The organism is Rhodococcoides fascians A44A (assembly GCF_000760735.1).
Taxonomy (GTDB): Bacteria; Actinomycetota; Actinomycetes; order Mycobacteriales; family Mycobacteriaceae; genus Rhodococcoides; species Rhodococcoides fascians_E.
This window is the reverse complement of sequence record NZ_JMEX01000005.1, coordinates 1,153,911-1,171,452: the sequence shown is the minus strand read 5'-3', so window position 1 is coordinate 1,171,452 and position 17,542 is coordinate 1,153,911. Positions and strand designations below refer to the sequence as shown.

The following is a 17,542-nucleotide window of genomic DNA, read 5'->3' as shown; positions in this document are numbered from 1 at the left end:
ATGCGCTGTTCGCCGCGCGGTCGGCGGGTGTTCGCCGAACCTTTTCGTAATCGTGTTGTAATAGTTCGTCGAGTCCGGGTGAGCATGTTTCCAACGAAGCCTGCCCACGACGAACGGCGGGCGACCTGGCCACGAGGCGGCGTCCAACGAGCACGGTCGAGGGGTTGTTCACGTATGAGTTCGCGGTCCACGTCGTCGAGTGACCGAGTGAAGGGTGAACGAAAGGATCGCGGGCAACGGGGACGTAGACCGGCCCGTAGTCGGGTCACGCTGCTACCGGCGTTGCTGAGTACCGCGGTCGAACGAGATCCGAGCGCCGTCGCGATCGTCGACGGCGAGCGGACGGTCACGTACGCCGAACTCGACGCCCGGTCGTCCAGGCTGGCTCGGTACCTCATCTCCGGCGGAGTCGGCCCCGAAGTCGTGGTCGCACTCGCTCTGACTCGATCGATCGAGTCGATCGTCGCGGTGTGGGCCGTCGTCAAATCGGGAGGCGCCTTCCTTCCGGTCGACCCGTCCTACCCGGCCGAACGCATCCGCCACATGGTGACCGACTCGGGCGCGAGCCGAGGGCTCACCCTCACCGAGCATCTGTCGTCGTCCACCATGCACCCGGCCGGGCTACCGAATGCGTGCGCATGGACCGCGCTCGACGACACCGAGACGGGGGCGCGCCTGGGCGAACTGTCCGACGAGCCGGTGTCCACGAGCGAACGAACCGGTACCCTGCGTGCCGAGAACCCCGCTTATCTCATCTACACCTCCGGCTCGACGGGCACGCCGAAAGGGGTGGTGGTGACGCATGCGGGGCTGGCAGCCCTGTGCGCTCAGGCAGTGCGGACGCTCGACCTGACCCATCGTTCCCGGACACTGCATTTCACCTCACCCAGCTTCGACGTGTCGGTGTTCGACTATCTGATCGCGATCGGCTCGTCCGCAACGATGGTGATCGCGCCTCCGGACAACTACGGCGGCGAAGAACTCGTCGAGCTGCTTCGCCGAGAACGCGTCACGCATGGCTTCTCGACCCCTGCGGCCCTGACATCGGTGGACGGTAACGGACTCGACGACCTGGAGGTTCTGGTCGTGGGAGGCGAGGACTTCGGGGCCGATCTGGTCGCACGGTGGGCACCCGGCAGGTCGCTGATCAACGGGTACGGACCCACCGAGGCCACGATCTTCGCGACGATGTCCGATCCGATCCGGGACGGTTCCCCCGTGACGATGGGCCGCCCTGTCGACGGAATGCGCGCTCACGTTCTCGACGCGCGTCTCGCGCCTGTTCCACCGGGGGTCGCTGGGGAGTTGTACCTTGCCGGACCCGGTGTGGCCAGGGGATATCACGGTCGCTCGTCGTTGACCGCGGCGCGATTCGTGGCCGACCCCCGCGATTCCGCCGGTGGACGTATGTACCGGACGGGCGACCTTGTTCGCAGTACGTCGTCCGGCGGTCTGGAGTACCTCGGCCGCAACGACTTCCAGGTGAAGATTCGCGGATTCAGAATAGAGCTCGGTGAAATAGACGCTGTCCTTCGATCTCACCCGGACGTCGATTTCTCCCTCACGACAGGCGTCGACGCCGGTGCCGGAACCACTGCGCTGGCGTCCTACGTTCTGCCCTCGAAATCCGCAGCACCCGACGCCGCTGAATTGAAGGAGTGGGCGGGCCGGTCTCTGCCGTCGCACATGGTTCCGTCGGCTGTCGTGCTGATCGATCACGTGCCGCTCACCGGTGCAGGCAAAGTGGATCGTTCTGCATTGCCGCAGCCGGAGTTCACCGCGCGTGAGTTCCGTGAACCGTCGACGTTCGCCGAGAAAGCAGTTGCCGCCGTGTATGCGGAACTGCTCGGCCGCGACCGGGTGGGCGCGGACGACAACTTCTTCGAACTCGGTGGGAACTCGCTGATCGGAACCCAGGTTGCAGCACGTGTCGGATCACGGCTCGACTGCTGCGTGCCCGCCCGGTTGTTGTTCGACGCGCCGACGGTCGCAGGTTTGGCTCGCGAAATCGCAGCGATGATCGAGAGATACGGGGAGGGCACTCGCCTGTCGGGCCACCTGGATGCGGACGCTGTCGATCTGGCTGTCTTCGACCTGGTTGCCCGCGAAAAGTCTCGTCGGACATATCACCTGGCGGACGATCCGAGACCGGATCCGGTGACCTTCGATGCTGCCGGTGCGCCGTCCACGACGACACTGCGGGCCACCCTGGTCCCGTTGTCCCCCAATCAGGAGCGGCTGTGGGAGGACAACCGTCTTTCGCAGACCCACGCGCGCAACATTCCTGTGGCCGTACGGATGCAGGGAGAACTGGACGTCTCCGCGTTGCGTGCGGCGGCACTCGATGTCGTCGACAGGCACGAGGTACTTCGAACCGTCTATCCGGATGTCGACGGTGTCGGACACCAGAAGGCAGTCGCAGCCCACGACGTTCGGCTCGACCTCGAACCGATCGACGTCGACGAGAACGACATCGCCTCCGCGGTGGAGAAGGTAGCGGCGACCCGCTTCGACGTGACCGCCGAGGTCCCTGTGCGAACCGCGGTGTTGAGGGTATCGCCGGTCGACCACGTTCTCGTTTTCGTCTTGCACCACATCGCCGGTGACGGATTCTCGATGCGTCCACTCACCACGGACGTGCTGACCGCGTACGTCTCGCGAACAGACGGCCGTACGCCCGAGTGGGAGCCGCTGCCGATCCAGTACGCCGACCATGCCCTGTGGCTTCGAAGCGTCCTGGGTGACCCCGATGATCCAGAGTCGCTGGCACACCGACAGGTCGAGTACTGGCGGTCGCGATTGGACGGCCTCGCGTCGGCCGGACGTGTCCCGACCGATCACGCACGTCCGGCGACGGTGACGACGTCGGGTGCGAATGTCGGCTTCCTGATTTCCGCGGACGTTCGTCGAACCGTGGAAACGTTGGCCGTGGAGAACAACGCATCGCTGTTCATGGCCGTACACGCTGCAGTGGCAGCAGTGCTCGGTCACGAATCGGGATCCGACGACATCGCCGTTCGAATTCCCACGGCCGGTCGAGGGCTCGCAGAACTCGACGGGCTCATCGGGAAGTTCAACAACTCGGTGGTGCTGCGAACGCGTGTCGACCCGGATACCGCGTTCACGGACCTGCTCGCGCACAGTCGCGCCGTCGACCTGAGTGCTCTGGAGCATGCAGACGTGCCCATCGACGACGTGCTGAGCCGAGTCGACACCGGTGAACTGCCCGTTCAGACGACGGTCAGTTTCCAGAACCTCGGGTGGCCCGGCTTGGAACTGCCTGGCTTGCGGATCACACCGGTCGATTTCGATTACGGGGTCAGCAAATACGAGCTTCAGCTGGTGTTTCAGGACGTGACGGGTGACGCGGGCGACGTCGCGCTGGCAGGAACCGTGCTCTATGCGACCGACCTGTTTCGCGAAGAAACGGCGGAACGACTGGCAGCCGGCGTCTCACGTCTTCTCGACGCCGTGTCGATCGACCCGTCCGTGACCATCGGCGAGGCCCTCGCACCGTCGGTTCCCGGTGCGACCAGAGGAGACTGACGGTCAGGGAAGTTTCACAAAACGCCCAGCCCCGACCGGAGACGACGCGTTCGTCACAGTATCGTGGGCAAGGTAGACCGCTCTTGATTGTTCGGCACGCGAACACCGCGGTACCGAACATTCGATCGAGGGTGGGGAGGATTGCACCACATGGTTGTCGATCCCGACCACAGCCTGCCCCTCTCGGTCACCGACGTTCGCAGGCTCGTCACGTCCGTCGCGCACGCGGAGGCCGATCGTCCCGCCCTCGTGTTCGACGGTGTGACCGTCCGATTCGGTCAGCTGGCCGAGGCACTGGACCGGCTGGACTCCAGCATGGGTGGAGTCCTCGGACCGGACGCGCTGTTCGCTCTGGTCCTGGGAGACCTGCTTCCCGCGACCTTCCAGTCCGACGAGGGTGCGTTCGACCGCGTTCTCACCGAGCTCGCCGCCTCGCTGTCCCGTCTCGTCGCCGCCCCCGAGTTCGACGGCGACGATGTCCGGCCTTCCGGCACGTTGCTCGACGAATTCGACGCTGTCGTGGAGAGCACACCGGACAGCCCTGCGGTGCGGTTTCGAGACCAGGTGTTGAGCTACGGAGAGCTGGATCGGAGAGCCGAGCAGGTGGCACGTCACCTCGTGTCGCTGGGTGCCGGGCCCGACCGAACCGTCGGCGTGGCCATGCATCGGTCGGTCGAGTTGATCGTGGCAATGTACGGAATCGTCAAGTCCGGCGCCGCCTATCTACCGTTGGACCCCGATCATCCGCGCGAGCGGCTCGACTACATCGTCGACGTCGCCGAGCCGGTACTGATCGTCACCGAGGACACCATCGCCCACCGGCTGCCGTCCGAAGTGCCCGTCGTCGATGTTCGAACCCTCCTGACCCACGGTTCCGACGCCCGTGACGGGGATCTGTCGGGACCGGCGCCGGACGACCTGGCCTATGTGATCTTCACGTCCGGATCGACCGGTCGGCCGAAAGGCGTCGGGGTCTCGCACCGCGCAATCGCCGCGAACCTGCACTGGCGACAGCGCCTGTACCGGCTGAACGCGCGGGACGTCGTCCTGCAGAAGACACCGTTCACCTTCGACGTGTCGGTATGGGAGTTCTTCTGGCCGCTGCGAGTGGGTGCGACGCTCGTCGTCGCGGAGCCGGGTGGGCACACCGACCCCGAATACCTTGCGAAGACCATCCGGTCCACCGACGTGACCGTCGCGCATTTCGTCCCGTCGATGCTGGCGGTGTTCGTCGATGTCGTCGGCGCAGAGGATATTTCGAGTCTCAGATACCTCTTCGCGTCGGGCGAAGAGCTCGGTGCCGCCACCGCAGCACGGTTCGCATCGCTGTCGGCTGCCGAGCTGCACAACCTGTACGGGCCGACCGAGGCCGCCGTCGACGTGACCGCGCACCACGTGACGGGGGCAGGCGACGGACCTGTACCCATCGGCGTTGCTGCCGACGACACCGAGCTGTATGTACTCGACGGTGCACTCGGCCCCGTGCCCGATGGGACGGTCGGAGAGTTGTACCTCGCCGGTATTCAACTGGCACGCGGATACGTCGGAAAATCGCAGCTCACTGCGGATCGGTTCGTGGCCGACCCATTCGGTTCAGGTCGACGCATGTATCGCACCGGGGACCTGGTCAAGTGGACCGACGGCGGGGTTCTGGTCTACCTCGGCCGCAGTGACTCCCAGGTCAAACTCCGCGGACTGCGGATCGAGCTCGGTGAAGTGGAAACCGTTCTGCAGCAGGATCCCTCCGTGCTTCAATGCGCGGTGATCGTGCGCGGCGACCGCCTGGTCGGATACGTGGTGCCGACGAGATCGTCCGAATTCGACGAGGAGGCGGCGACGGCCAGGCTGAAGGCGGTGCTTCCGGCGTACATGGTGCCGAGTGCCCTGGTGGAACTGGACGCGATGCCACTCGGACACTCCGGCAAACTCGATCGGCGAAGCCTTCCTGACCCCCCGGCCGAACGAACCGCCTTCCGCGCACCGGAATCCGACACGGAAATCGGTGTCGCGGAGGAGTTCGAGGTGCTCCTCGGTGTATCCGGCGTCGGGCTGGACGACGACTTCTTCGCCCTCGGTGGGAACTCTTTGGCGGCGACGCGTGCGGTGTCCCGTGTGAATTCTCGATTCGGCGTACGCACCGCCGTCCGTGACTTCTTCGACAACGCGACCGTGGAACAGTGGGCGACGGTCGTCGAGTTCGCCGCCGGTTCCGGGCCCGACGGCACCGCCGTGCTCGGGCGTCTGCCGGTGACCTACCCCGTCCCACTCTCGGCTGCCCAACAACGAATGTGGTTCTCGGCCAGGCTCGACAGCGAGTCCGCCGCCGACAACATCGTGCTGGCGCTCGAACTGCGCGGGCCGCTGGACCGGATTGCTCTGACGGCAGCTGTCGGTGACGTGGTCGCTCGCCAGGCGGTACTGCGGACCACCTACCCGGAGGTCGACGGGACAGGCACCCAATCGGTGGCCGATCCAGGGCATGCCCCGATCGATCTGAGCGTCGTCGACGCGGATCCGTCGTCGGTGATGCGTCACCTGGAGCGGGCCGCCACGACGCCGTTCGACGTCACTGCCGCGCCGCCGTTCCGAGTCAGGTTACTGCGCACGGCATCCGAGCATCACGTCTTGATCTTCGTGGTCCATCACATCGCAGCCGACGGCTTCTCCATGCGCCCTCTTGCGTCGGATGTCACGGAAGCGTACGTCTCGCGCCTCGCTGGGCACGCGCCCGAGTGGATACCGCTACCGGTGCAGTACACGGACTACACGGTGTGGCAGCGAGCGCTGCTCGGGGCATCCGACGATCCGACGTCACTGGCTGCGGCTCAGGAAAGGTTCTGGTCGACGACACTCGCCGGTGCGCCGGAGGAGACGATCGTCCCGACGGACAGGCCGCGAGGGCCAGTTCGGTCGGGATCGGGTGGACGTAGTTCCCGACGTCTCGATGCAGCCGTCCATCGTCGAATCGTCGAACTCGCCGGACGCCGGGGCGTCACTCCGTTCATGGTGGTGCACGCCTGCATCGCAGTGTTGTTGGCGCGGATGTCCGGTGAATCGGATGTCGTCGTGGGTACACCGGTTGCCGGCCGCGGTGAGACCGATCTCGACGCAGTCGTCGGCATGTTCGTGAACACGCTGGTGCTGCGGACGCCGGTGGACTCGTCGGCGACCTTCGACGACGTGTTGGCCCGAGTACGCGAGGTGGACCTGTCCGCGTTCGCTCACGCGGACCTTCCGTTCGACCGTGTGGTGGAGATACTGGACCCACCTCGTTTCTCTGGACGTCACCCGTTGTTCCAGGTGTTGTTGACCTTCCAGGACGGAGGCCGCGCGACCGTACAGGCGTCCGGACTTGCGTTGTCGCCCGTGGAGGTCGCCGTCCATGCCGCCAGATTCGACCTCGAACTGGTCTTCTCCGAAAGCTACTCCAGCTCCGGTGACCCGAACGGCATCGAATTCTCCATCACGTACGCGCGCGACATCTTCGATACGTCGACCGTCGACGCGCTGGCCGCTCGCGTTCGTCTTCTCCTCGACGTGGTGTCCGAGGATTCGACGGCGGTCGTCGGCGACATCGCTCTGATCGATGCCGCCGAGCGCCGCTGGTTGATCGACGAGATCAATTCGACCCATCACGAGTTCGACGAGACGTCGACGTTGGTGTCGATGTACGCTGCGCGCGCGGCAGCGTCGCCCGATGCCGACGCTCTGACGTGCGACGACGTCACCCTGACCTATCGGGAGTTCGACGCACGCGTGAACACGCTTGCGCGGTACCTGATCTCGCGAGGCGTCGGTCCGGAAACGAGAGTCGCGGTCTCGATGCATCGCTCCTTCGACCTCTTCGTGGCCATTTACGCCGTGCAGGCAGCTGGTGCTGCATACGTCCCGATGGATCCGGATCAGCCTGGAGAGCGGCAGCGGCACATCGTCACGGCGTCGAACGCTGTGCTGGTGCTGTCGAGGAACGAGGACCTTGTCGGCGCGTCGATCTCGAGCCAGGCGCTCGAAGCATCGAGTGTCCCGGTGGTGTCCGTGGACGAGATCGACCTGCGCGCCTTCTCGCCCGGACCGCTGACCGACGCCGATCGTCTCGGTACGCTCACCGCGGCGAACACTGCCTACGTTCTCTTCACGTCGGGATCGACGGGTGCCCCCAAGGGGGTGTCGGTCGACCACCGCGCCATCGTGAATCGGCTCGTCTGGATGCAGGAACAATACGGGATGACCCGAGAGGACGTCGTCCTGCACAAGACTCCGGTGACGTTCGACGTGTCGGTGTGGGAGTTGTTCTGGCCGTTGCACATCGGTGCTCGAACGGTGATCGCGCGTCCGCACGGCCACCGTGATCCGAACTACCTGGCCTCGCTCCTGTCGTCCCAGCAGGTAACGGTCCTGCACTTCGTACCGTCGATGGCCGCCGTGTACGCCTCCGATAGGGCACCGGCGAACGTCGCGCCGCGATGGGTGTTCTGCTCGGGAGAAGCCCTGCCGTCCGCAACGGCATCGTCGCTGCAGACGGCACTGCCGGGTGCACGCGTGGTCAACCTGTACGGCCCCACGGAGGCTGCCGTCGACGTGACCCACCACGAGTTCTCCGACACCGACACCGACGGCGTACCGATCGGACGTCCCGTGTTCAACACTCGTGTGCACGTGCTCGATTCGAGGTTGCACCCGGTCCCCGTGGGTGGGCAAGGGGAGTTGTACCTCGGCGGCGTGCAACTCGCGCGCGGATACTCGAATCAGCCGGACCTGACGGCTGACCGGTTCGTCGCCGACCCGTTCTCGATCGACGGGGCGAGGCTCTATCGCACGGGTGACGTCGTACGGATGCGCACCGACGGCGAGCTGGAATACCTCGGCCGCTCGGACTTTCAAGTCAAGCTGCGAGGGTTGCGCATCGAACTCGGGGAGATCGAGAACGTTCTTCTCCGCGACGGCTCGGTCCACCACGCCGTGGTGGATGTGCGAGGTGACAGGCTCGTTGCCTACATCGTCCCCTCGCACGGGTCGTCCGTGGACACCGAACGGCTGCGGGATGTGGCCGGGCGGGTACTGCCCGAATACATGGTTCCGTCGGCGTTCCTCGTGATCGGCGAGCTCCCGCTCGGACCGTCGGGCAAACTGAACAGGCGAGCGCTGCCGGAGCCGATGTTCGAGCGCACAGAGTTCACCGAGCCGCGTACTCGCGCCGAGCACGTAGTCGCCGAGGTCTACAGCAGCCTCCTGCGTGTCGATCGAGTCGGGCGCGACGACGAATTCTTCTCTCTCGGTGGCAACTCGCTTCTCGCCACTCAGGTGACCGCCCGGGTCGGCGCAGAACTCGACGTCGACCTCGATGTCCGCGCCGTGTTCGACGCACCGTCGGTGGCTGCCCTGGCAGCAGTGATCGATCGCAGCGTCGGGAAGAAGCGGCGCGCACCCCTGACGGCGCGCACACGTCCGGAACGAATACCGCTGTCCCTTGCGCAGCAACGAATGTGGTTCCTGGATCAGTTCGAACCGGACTCCGCCGCCTACAACATTCCCATCGTCGTCCGTCTCACCGGTGAGCTGAACGAGACAGCCCTCCGAACGGCCATCGACGACATCCGTGAACGCCACGAAACGCTACGCACCGTGTATCCGGATGTGGACGGTGTCGGCCACCAACGAATTCTGCGTATCGACGAGAGCCCGTTCGAGCTCGGTGTGGACACCTGCACCGAGAACGACGCGCTCGGACGCATCCGCGTGCTGGTGAACACGAGTTTCGCGCTGTCCGAAGCTCCGCCGTTCCGTGCCCATCTGTTCCGAGTCGGCGATACCGAAGGAATCCTCGCGGTCGTCGTCCACCACATCGCCGCCGACGGTTTCTCCATCGGTCCCCTCATGCGAGACATCGTGTACGCATACGCGGCACGAGTCGGAGGTCGGACACCGATGTGGGAGCCGATGAAGGTGCAGTACGCCGACTTCTCGGTGTGGCAGCGCGAGGTCCTCGGGGAGGAGAACGATCCGGAATCTCTGGTTCGCACGCAGATCGACTACTGGAAGCGGCGTCTCGCAGGGAGCCCCGAGCAGCTGGACCTACCGACCGACCGTCCTCGCCCGGTCGTGCAGTCCGAGCGCGGTGCCGTTCACCGCTTCGCGATCGGCGGTGCATTGCATCGCGCCGTCGTCGCGCTGGGCCTCGACGTGGGATGCACGCCGTTCATGGTCGTGCACGCAGCGTTCGCGATTCTGTTGGCACGTGCGGCGGCAACGGAAGACGTCACGATCGGAACGCCGATCGCAGGCCGTGGTGAGCGTGCGCTGGACGATGTGATCGGCATGTTCGTCAACACGCTCGTGCTCAGATCCGAGATCCGTCCCTCTGACACCGTGAGGCACGTGCTCGCGTCGACGCGCGAATCCGACCTCGACGCGTTCGCGAACTCGGACCTTCCGTTCGAGCGGCTGGTGGAGATACTCGATCCGACGAGGTCGACGGCGAGACAACCTCTGTTCCAGGTGATGCTCGCGTTCCAGAATCTCGAACGCACAAGCGTCGAGCTCCCGGAGATCCGCGCCGCGGGCGTCGAACTGGAAACCGGGCTGTCGAAGTTCGATCTGTACCTGACCATGTCGGAGGATTTCGACCGTTCCGGCGAACCCGCAGGAATGTCGGCTCAGTTCCTCTACCTGACCGAGCTGTTCGACGAAGACACCATCGCCGCAGCCGGACGGCGATTCGTCCGAATACTCGAGGCCATGGTCACCGATCGGTTCGCGGTCGTCGGTGACATCGACCTTCTCGACGACCACGAGACGACATCGGTTCTCACCGAATGGAACCGAACCGCGGTCGCTGCCCGCGAGGACATGCTCCTCGATCGATTCCGCCGGGTTGCCCAGAGGTCTCCCGATTCGATTGCGATTCGCCACGGTGACCACGAGATCTCCTACGCACAGTTCTCCGATCAGGTGAAGGCGCTGTCTCGGACGCTGCAACACGCAGGTGTCGGACCGGAGACCACCGTCGGTGTGGCAGTGTCACGGTCTTTCGAGTCGGTCCTCGCGGTGTACGCCGTGCTCGATGCCGGCGGTGCCTACGTACCGATCGATCCGCAGCAACCGATCGAGCGCCTGCACTACGTTCTGGAGGCGTCCGAAGCCTCAGTCGTTCTCGTCGACGGTGCTGCGTCGAGCGTGGAGTTGTCGAAGGCGACAACCGGGGTCGTCACCATCGACGTGCACCACACGGTCGAGAGCGAACCGAACGCGACTGTGTCGGTCCATCGACACCATCCGGACGTCGCGGCGTACGTGATCTTCACGTCCGGGTCGACCGGCAGGCCGAAGGGTGTGGTGGTCAGCCACCGCGCCGTCGTCAATCGGCTGGACTGGATGCAGCAGTGCTATCCACTGGGCACCGACGATGTCGTGGTCCACAAGACTCCGCTGACGTTCGACGTGTCTGTGTGGGAGCTGTTCTGGCCGCTCGGGATCGGGGCGACGCTGGTGATCGCGGATGCGGACGGTCACCGCGACCCCACCTATCTTGCACGGCTGATCGAGACGCACTCCGTCACCGTCGCGCACTTCGTACCGTCGATGCTCGCGGTGTTCACCGCTCATCCGGACGCGCGGTCGGCGCGAAGGCTGCGGCGGATCTTCGCATCCGGAGAAGCGCTCCCCGCTGCCACAGTGCGTGCGACATCGGAAATTCTGGCTGGAACCGACCTCGTCAACCTGTACGGACCCACCGAGGCCGCCGTCGATGTCACCCGGTACGACATCGTCGACTCCGCTGCGCCGACCGTACCCATCGGCCGGCCGGTCTCGAACACCCGTGTGTACGTGCTCGATTCGCGCTTGAACCCGGTATGGCCCGGTGTCGTGGGGGAGCTGTATCTGGCAGGGGTACAACTCGCCAGAGGCTATGCGACGAGACCGACACTGACTTCCGAGAGGTTCGTCGCCGACCCGTTCGATTCGACGGGCGGACGACTCTATCGGACTGGAGATCTGGTGCGGTGGAACCCCGTCGGTGAACTCGACTACGTGGGCCGCAGCGATTTCCAGGTGAAACTTCGAGGCCAGCGCATCGAATGCGGTGAGGTCGAGGCTGCAGTGCTCACTCATCCCAACGCTCGCCAGGCCGTCGTGGTACTGCACACCGACGCAATCGTCGGTGACTCCTTGGTGGCGTACGTCGTACCCGAGGACGGGGCGAGCATCGACGCAGCGGACATCCGTGCGGCTACTGCGCGCTTCGTCCCCGACTACATGGTTCCGACGTCGATCGTCGTCGTCGACCGGCTGCCGGTCGGTCCGAACGGCAAGCTCGACCGTCGGGCGCTGCCCGCGCCCGCGGTCCAGGTGCGGACGCACAGGGCGCCGTCGACTCCCGTCGAGGAGATCGTCGCCTCGACCTACTCGGACATGCTCGGCGCACCCCGAGTGGGTCTGGACGACGATTTCTTCGCCCTGGGCGGGAACTCGCTGATCGCAACCCAGGTGGTGGCGCGGTTGGGAGCAGAGCTGTCCACCGACGTTCCCCTTCGGATGTTGTTCGACGCTCCGGGAGTCGAGGTCCTCGCAGGACGAATCGAGCGGGAGACCACGCGGTCGGTCCGAGGCGTTCTGGCGCGACGACCGGACCACGACACCCCGGCTCCGCTGTCCCTACCGCAGCAACGCATGTGGTTCCTCAACCGACTCGATCCTCGTTCGGCAGCGAACAACGTGCCCGCGCTGATCCGGATAACAGGAAACCTCGACGTCGGAGCCCTGGTCGAGGCCTTTCACGACGTCACGACCCGACACGAGATCCTACGGACGCGCTACCCCGACGTCGACGGGGTCGGCTTCCAGTTCGTCGAACCCCACCGTTCGGTTGCACTACGTGTGGAGCACAGTGACTCCGCGTCGACTACCGCGCGAGTCCTCGAGATGGTGTCTCGTGGATTCGACGTGACCGAGACGGTTCCCGTACGCGCGGTTCTGCTGCGGGAGTCCGCAGACGAGCACGTCCTCGTCGTCGTCGCCCACCACATCTCCGTGGACGGATTCTCGGTAGGTCCGCTCACCCGGGACCTGGCGCGCGCGTACGCAGCTCGGGCGACCGGCAACGAACCCGCATGGGATCCTCAGCCCCTGCAGTATGCGGACTTCGCAGTCTGGCAGCGCAATTTCGTCGGCTCCGAAAACGATCCCGCATCGCCCGCGTCGCGTCAGATCGACTACTGGGTCCGGCAGCTGTCGGACGTGCCTGCCGAAATCGAGTTGCCGCGCAGCAGTTCTCGCGCGACGACGACGGCCGCTGCCGAGGAACGGGCAGGCGCCGTCGTCGTGTCCATCGATCGGTCGACGCGAGATGCGGTGGCAACGTACGCCAGAGGCGTCGGGGCAACTCCGTTCATGGTCATGCACGCCGCCCTCGCCGTGGTGTTGTCGCGAATGTCCGCCAACGAGGACATCACCGTCGGAACCGTTGTCGCGGGTCGTGGGGACAGTCGCCTCGACGAGATGATCGGTATGTTCGTCAACACTCTCGTTCTGCGCACCCGGGTCGATCCGGCCGCGAACTTCGACCGGTTCGTGGCCGACGTACGTGAAACCGATCTGTCCGCGTTCGCCAACGCCGACGTGCCGTTCGAGCGAATCGTCGATGTGACGGATCCGCACCGAATCCGCGGCAGACACCCGCTCTTCCAGGTGATGTTCGTGTTCCAGAACCTCGCTCGGATCGACTTGGAGTTGCCCGACCTGACCATCAGCGGGGTGGAATTCGATTCCGTCGAGGCGAAATTCGATCTGCAGGTGACGGTGGCCGACGCCTACGACGCCGGTGACGTGGCCGGGTGGGACGTCGAATTCGTGTACGCCGCGGATGCACTGGATCGAGCCACGGTGCAGCGCATCGCCGACGCCTACGCACGTGCTGCGTCCGCGCTCGTGGAGCAGGCGCACGAGCCGCTGGGGGACGTGACGCTGCTTCCGGCTGCGGAGCTGGAGCTCGCACTCGTCACCGAGACAACCGACGACCCGATGCCGTCCGCATTCTCCACGTTGGTCGACCGGTTCCATGCCATGGCCGGAGAGGTACCCGATCGCGTTGCACTGCGTGACGGGGGCAGATCCTGGACTTACCGAGATGTCGCGGCGAAAGCGAACGTGATCGCTCGCGAACTGATCGCGCTGGGTGCACGCCCGGAAGCTACGGTCGCTGTGTCGCTGCCCCGATCGGCGGACCTCGTGGTCGCGCTGCTCGCCGTGGTCACCTCGGGCGCCGCGTACCTCCCCATCGATCCGGACCACCCGGACGATCGGGTTCGTTTCGTCCTCGACGATTGCGCCCCGGTCGCGGCCGTGTACCAGGGCGTCGACTCACGCTTCGGTGGACTGCCTGCCGTCGACATGGCGGCTGTCGCTCCTACCGCGGCCGAGGTGGATCGGCGCTCCGAGGCGACAGTGACCGATGCAGAACGGCATTCGTCGTTGCGTCGTGGGTCGCTCGCGTACGTCATCTACACGTCGGGATCGACGGGGCAGCCGAAAGGCGTCGGAGTCACCCATGACAACGTGCTGACCCTCTTCGAGAAGACGAACGACGTCTTCGAGTTCGGAGCGACCGACGTCTGGACGATGTTCCACTCGTTCGCATTCGATTTCTCCGTGTGGGAGATGTGGGGAGCCCTCCTTCACGGCGGCACGCTCGTCGTGGTCGATCACTACACCGCTCGTTCTCCCGAGGTGTTTCGGGAACTACTCGCCTCCGAGCGTGTCACAGTTCTCAATCAGACGCCGTCGGCGTTTCAACGGTTGGTCGACGTGGACACCGAGTCGTCGACGGAACTTGTTCTCCGGCACGTGTTGTTCGGGGGAGAAGCGCTCGAACCGAGGCGTCTGCGCACGTGGTTCGGCAGGCACGGCGACGGCGAAGCCCGTGGTCCTGCACTGTTCAACCTGTACGGAATCACGGAGACGACGGTGCATGTCACTGTCCGGCGAATCGCTGCATCCGACGTCGAGTCCGGCTCGATAATCGGGATGCCGATTGCGGGCCTGTCCGTACACGTACTCGATCGTCGCCTGCATCCCGTGCCGGTAGGCGTCGAAGGCGAACTCTACGTGGGTGGCTCTCAAGTGACCCGCGGCTATCTGGAACGACCGGGCTTGACAGCGACGCGTTTCGTAGCAAACCCCTTCGGGGACAACGGCGAACCTCTCTATCGCACCGGTGACCGGGTCCGATGGGTGGTCTCCGGGAAGACCGGCGAGCTCGAATTCTCGGGTCGAGCCGATCAACAGGTCAAGGTCCGTGGTTACCGTATCGAACTCGGTGAGGTGGAAGCAGCGACTGCGGCCCATCCCTCGGTAGCCACAGCGGTTGCCGTCGTGCGGGAGGACCCACCGCTCGGGCCTCGGGTCGTCGCGTACTTCGTACGTGCGGCCGGTGCGTCTCGCGACCTCGACTCGATCCGTCGAACCGTAGGAGAACGACTGCCCGACTACATGATTCCGTCCGGTTTCGTCGAACTCGAAGATCTGCCCCTCACCGTCAACGGCAAGCTCGACCGGCGCGCACTGCCTGCACCGACCGTCGTCGACACGGCGTACCGCGCCCCGTCCACCGCCGTGGAAGAAGCGGTGGCGGAGGCATTCTCGGCCGTCCTCGGTAACGACCGGGTCGGCTCGGACGACGACTTCTTCGCGCTGGGCGGCAACTCGTTGGTCGCGACCCAGGTCACCGCCCGACTGGGCGCGGCTCTGGACACCGAGGTCGACCTACGAGCGCTGTTCGAAGCGCCCACGGTGTCGGCTCTCGCGGCGAGGATCGCGTCCCAGGTCGGGACGGGCAGGCGTCGAACACTGGTGTCTCTCGGTAGACCCGACACGCTTCCGCTCTCCCCGGCGCAGCAACGCATGTGGCTGCTCGCTCGACTCGACCCGACGTCCACGGACTACAACATCGCGTTCGCGCTGCGAGCGAGCGGCACCCTCGACGTCCACGTCCTGCGTCGGGCCGCAGACGACGTCGTCGGTCGCCACGAAACCCTGCGAACGTACTATCCCGACATCGACGGCGTCGGCACGCAGGTCGTTCTTCCACGCGCGGATGCAGCAATCGACTTCGTGTTCGAAGAGATCTCGGGTGACGACGTCGTCGATCGTGTACGCGAGATACTCGCGACCCCGTTCGACGTCACCGCGTCGGTCCCGGTGCTCCTGCGTGTTCTCGAGGTGACGCCCACCGAGCACGTCATGGTGTTCGTCACCCACCACGTCGCAGCTGATGGTTTCTCGATGGCACCGCTGACGCGCGATCTGCTGATCGCGTACAACGCACGCATTCGCGGCACGGAGCCGTCGTGGACACCGCTCGACGTTCAGTATGCGGACTACGCGCTGTGGCAGCTCGAGGCGCTGGGGTCGACCGACGACCCGGACTCGCTGGTGTCACGGCAGGAGTCGTACTGGAGGACTGCACTGGACGGACTTCTCGAGCAGCGGGGTGTGCCCGTCGACCGAGCACGGGGCGTGGGCGTCGGTCGAGTCGGTGCCGAGTACCGCTTCGTCGTCGACGCGGACTTGCGGTCGGCCCTCGACACGCTGGCTCGTCGTCATGGCGTGACGCTGTTCATGACACTGCACGCTGCCCTCGCCGTTGTTGTGGCCAGACTGTCCGGCGATGCCGACATCGCCGTGGGGACACCGGTTGCGGGACGCGGGGACTCGGCCCTCGACGACATGGTGGGGATGTTCGTCAACACCGTGGTCCTGCGAACACCGCTCGACGGATCCGAGACCGTCGGCGACGTGCTTGCCCTGGTGCGCGAGACCGACCTGAACGCGTTCTCGCACGCCGATGTGCCGTTCGATCGCATCGTCGACATGCTCGACCCACCGCGATCGAGGTCTCGATCGCCGTTCTTCCAGGTGCTGCTCGCACTACAGAATCACGCGACCACCGTTCTCGAACTTCCGGATCTGGCCGTGTCCGCACTCGAGGCGGAAGAACACGTCGCGAGATACGACCTTCAGTTCGTGTTCTCGGATGCGGTTGCATCCGATGGGCGAGCCGAATCCGCGTGCTCGTTGATCTATGCGACCGACTTGTACGACGAGTCCACGGTGGTCCACGTCGCCGAGGTGTTGTTGTCGGTTCTGCGTTCGTTCGGGATCGCCGACGACGCCGTCGTCGGCGACATCGAGATCGCCCAGCCCGCCCCGCCTCCACCCGAGCCCCGCGATGCCGACTCGAGCCTGGCCGCCCAGCGCACGATGGCGGCGATGTTCGACGCAGCGGTCGAAGCGGAACCGGGTGCGCCGATGATCGTCGACAGAGACGGCGAGCAGTCCTACGTCCGGACTTCGGACCACGTCGCGCAGTTGGCCCGCTTGCTGATGTCCGAGGGCGTCGGCCGGGGGACACCCGTGACGATCCATCTCCCGTTCTCCGAGCAGGGCGTCTGCGCAATCCTTGCTGTCTGGTCAGCCGGAGGCGCGGTGTCCCTCGACGCCGGCGAGGTCGCGGTCGGTGTAGGTTTCTCGGATCCGTCCGGCTCGGCGCTTCCCTGGATCTCCGTCGACGACGCGAGCCTGTCCGGCCGATCGACGCGGCCGGTCGACCGGGGTGTACGAGGCTTCGGTATCGACCCCGACGACACTGCCGTCATCTCCGGCGGGGAAGTGGTCACGCACGGTCGGCTGGCGCAGTCGGCGTCGACGTCAGGGCGAACCTTCGCCGTCGACCACGAGGCACGCTTGCTGACCGTCGACCGTGACGCACGTTCGCTGGCTCGGCCCGATCGACGACACTTTCTCGGGGATCGCGACGTCCTGACGGTGGCCGTCGCGGCCGCGACGGGGGCTGCGCTCGTGGTGGACGACCGGAGTGCCCAGGTGCCCGACCTCGTCGACGACACTTGGGCTACGCACGTTGTTCACGGCAGTGGTGCCGACGTGAACCTCGGTGGGACGGATGTCGTGGACGTGGTCATCGACCACCCGTGGGCGCAGTAGC

2 protein-coding genes are annotated in these 17,542 nt (G+C 65.5%); both read left to right on the top strand.

The window, feature by feature from the left end:
• Positions 1-207: 207 nt before the first annotated feature.
• On the top strand, positions 208-3,546 hold the full coding sequence (locus BH95_RS09250; RefSeq protein ID WP_244164868.1) for an amino acid adenylation domain-containing protein: 3,339 nt from the start codon (positions 208-210) through the stop codon (positions 3,544-3,546).
• Between the two features lie 150 nt (positions 3,547-3,696).
• Complete coding sequence (locus BH95_RS09245; RefSeq protein WP_052059979.1) at positions 3,697-17,541, top strand: non-ribosomal peptide synthetase; 13,845 nt, start codon at positions 3,697-3,699, stop codon at positions 17,539-17,541.
• Position 17,542: the final 1 nt, after the last annotated feature.

Bases quoted from the DNA above. Each gene is read 5' to 3' on its own strand.
- BH95_RS09245 (WP_052059979.1), top strand. From the start codon at position 3,697: ATGGTTGTCGATCCCGACCACAGCCTGCCCCTCTCGGTCACCGACGTT.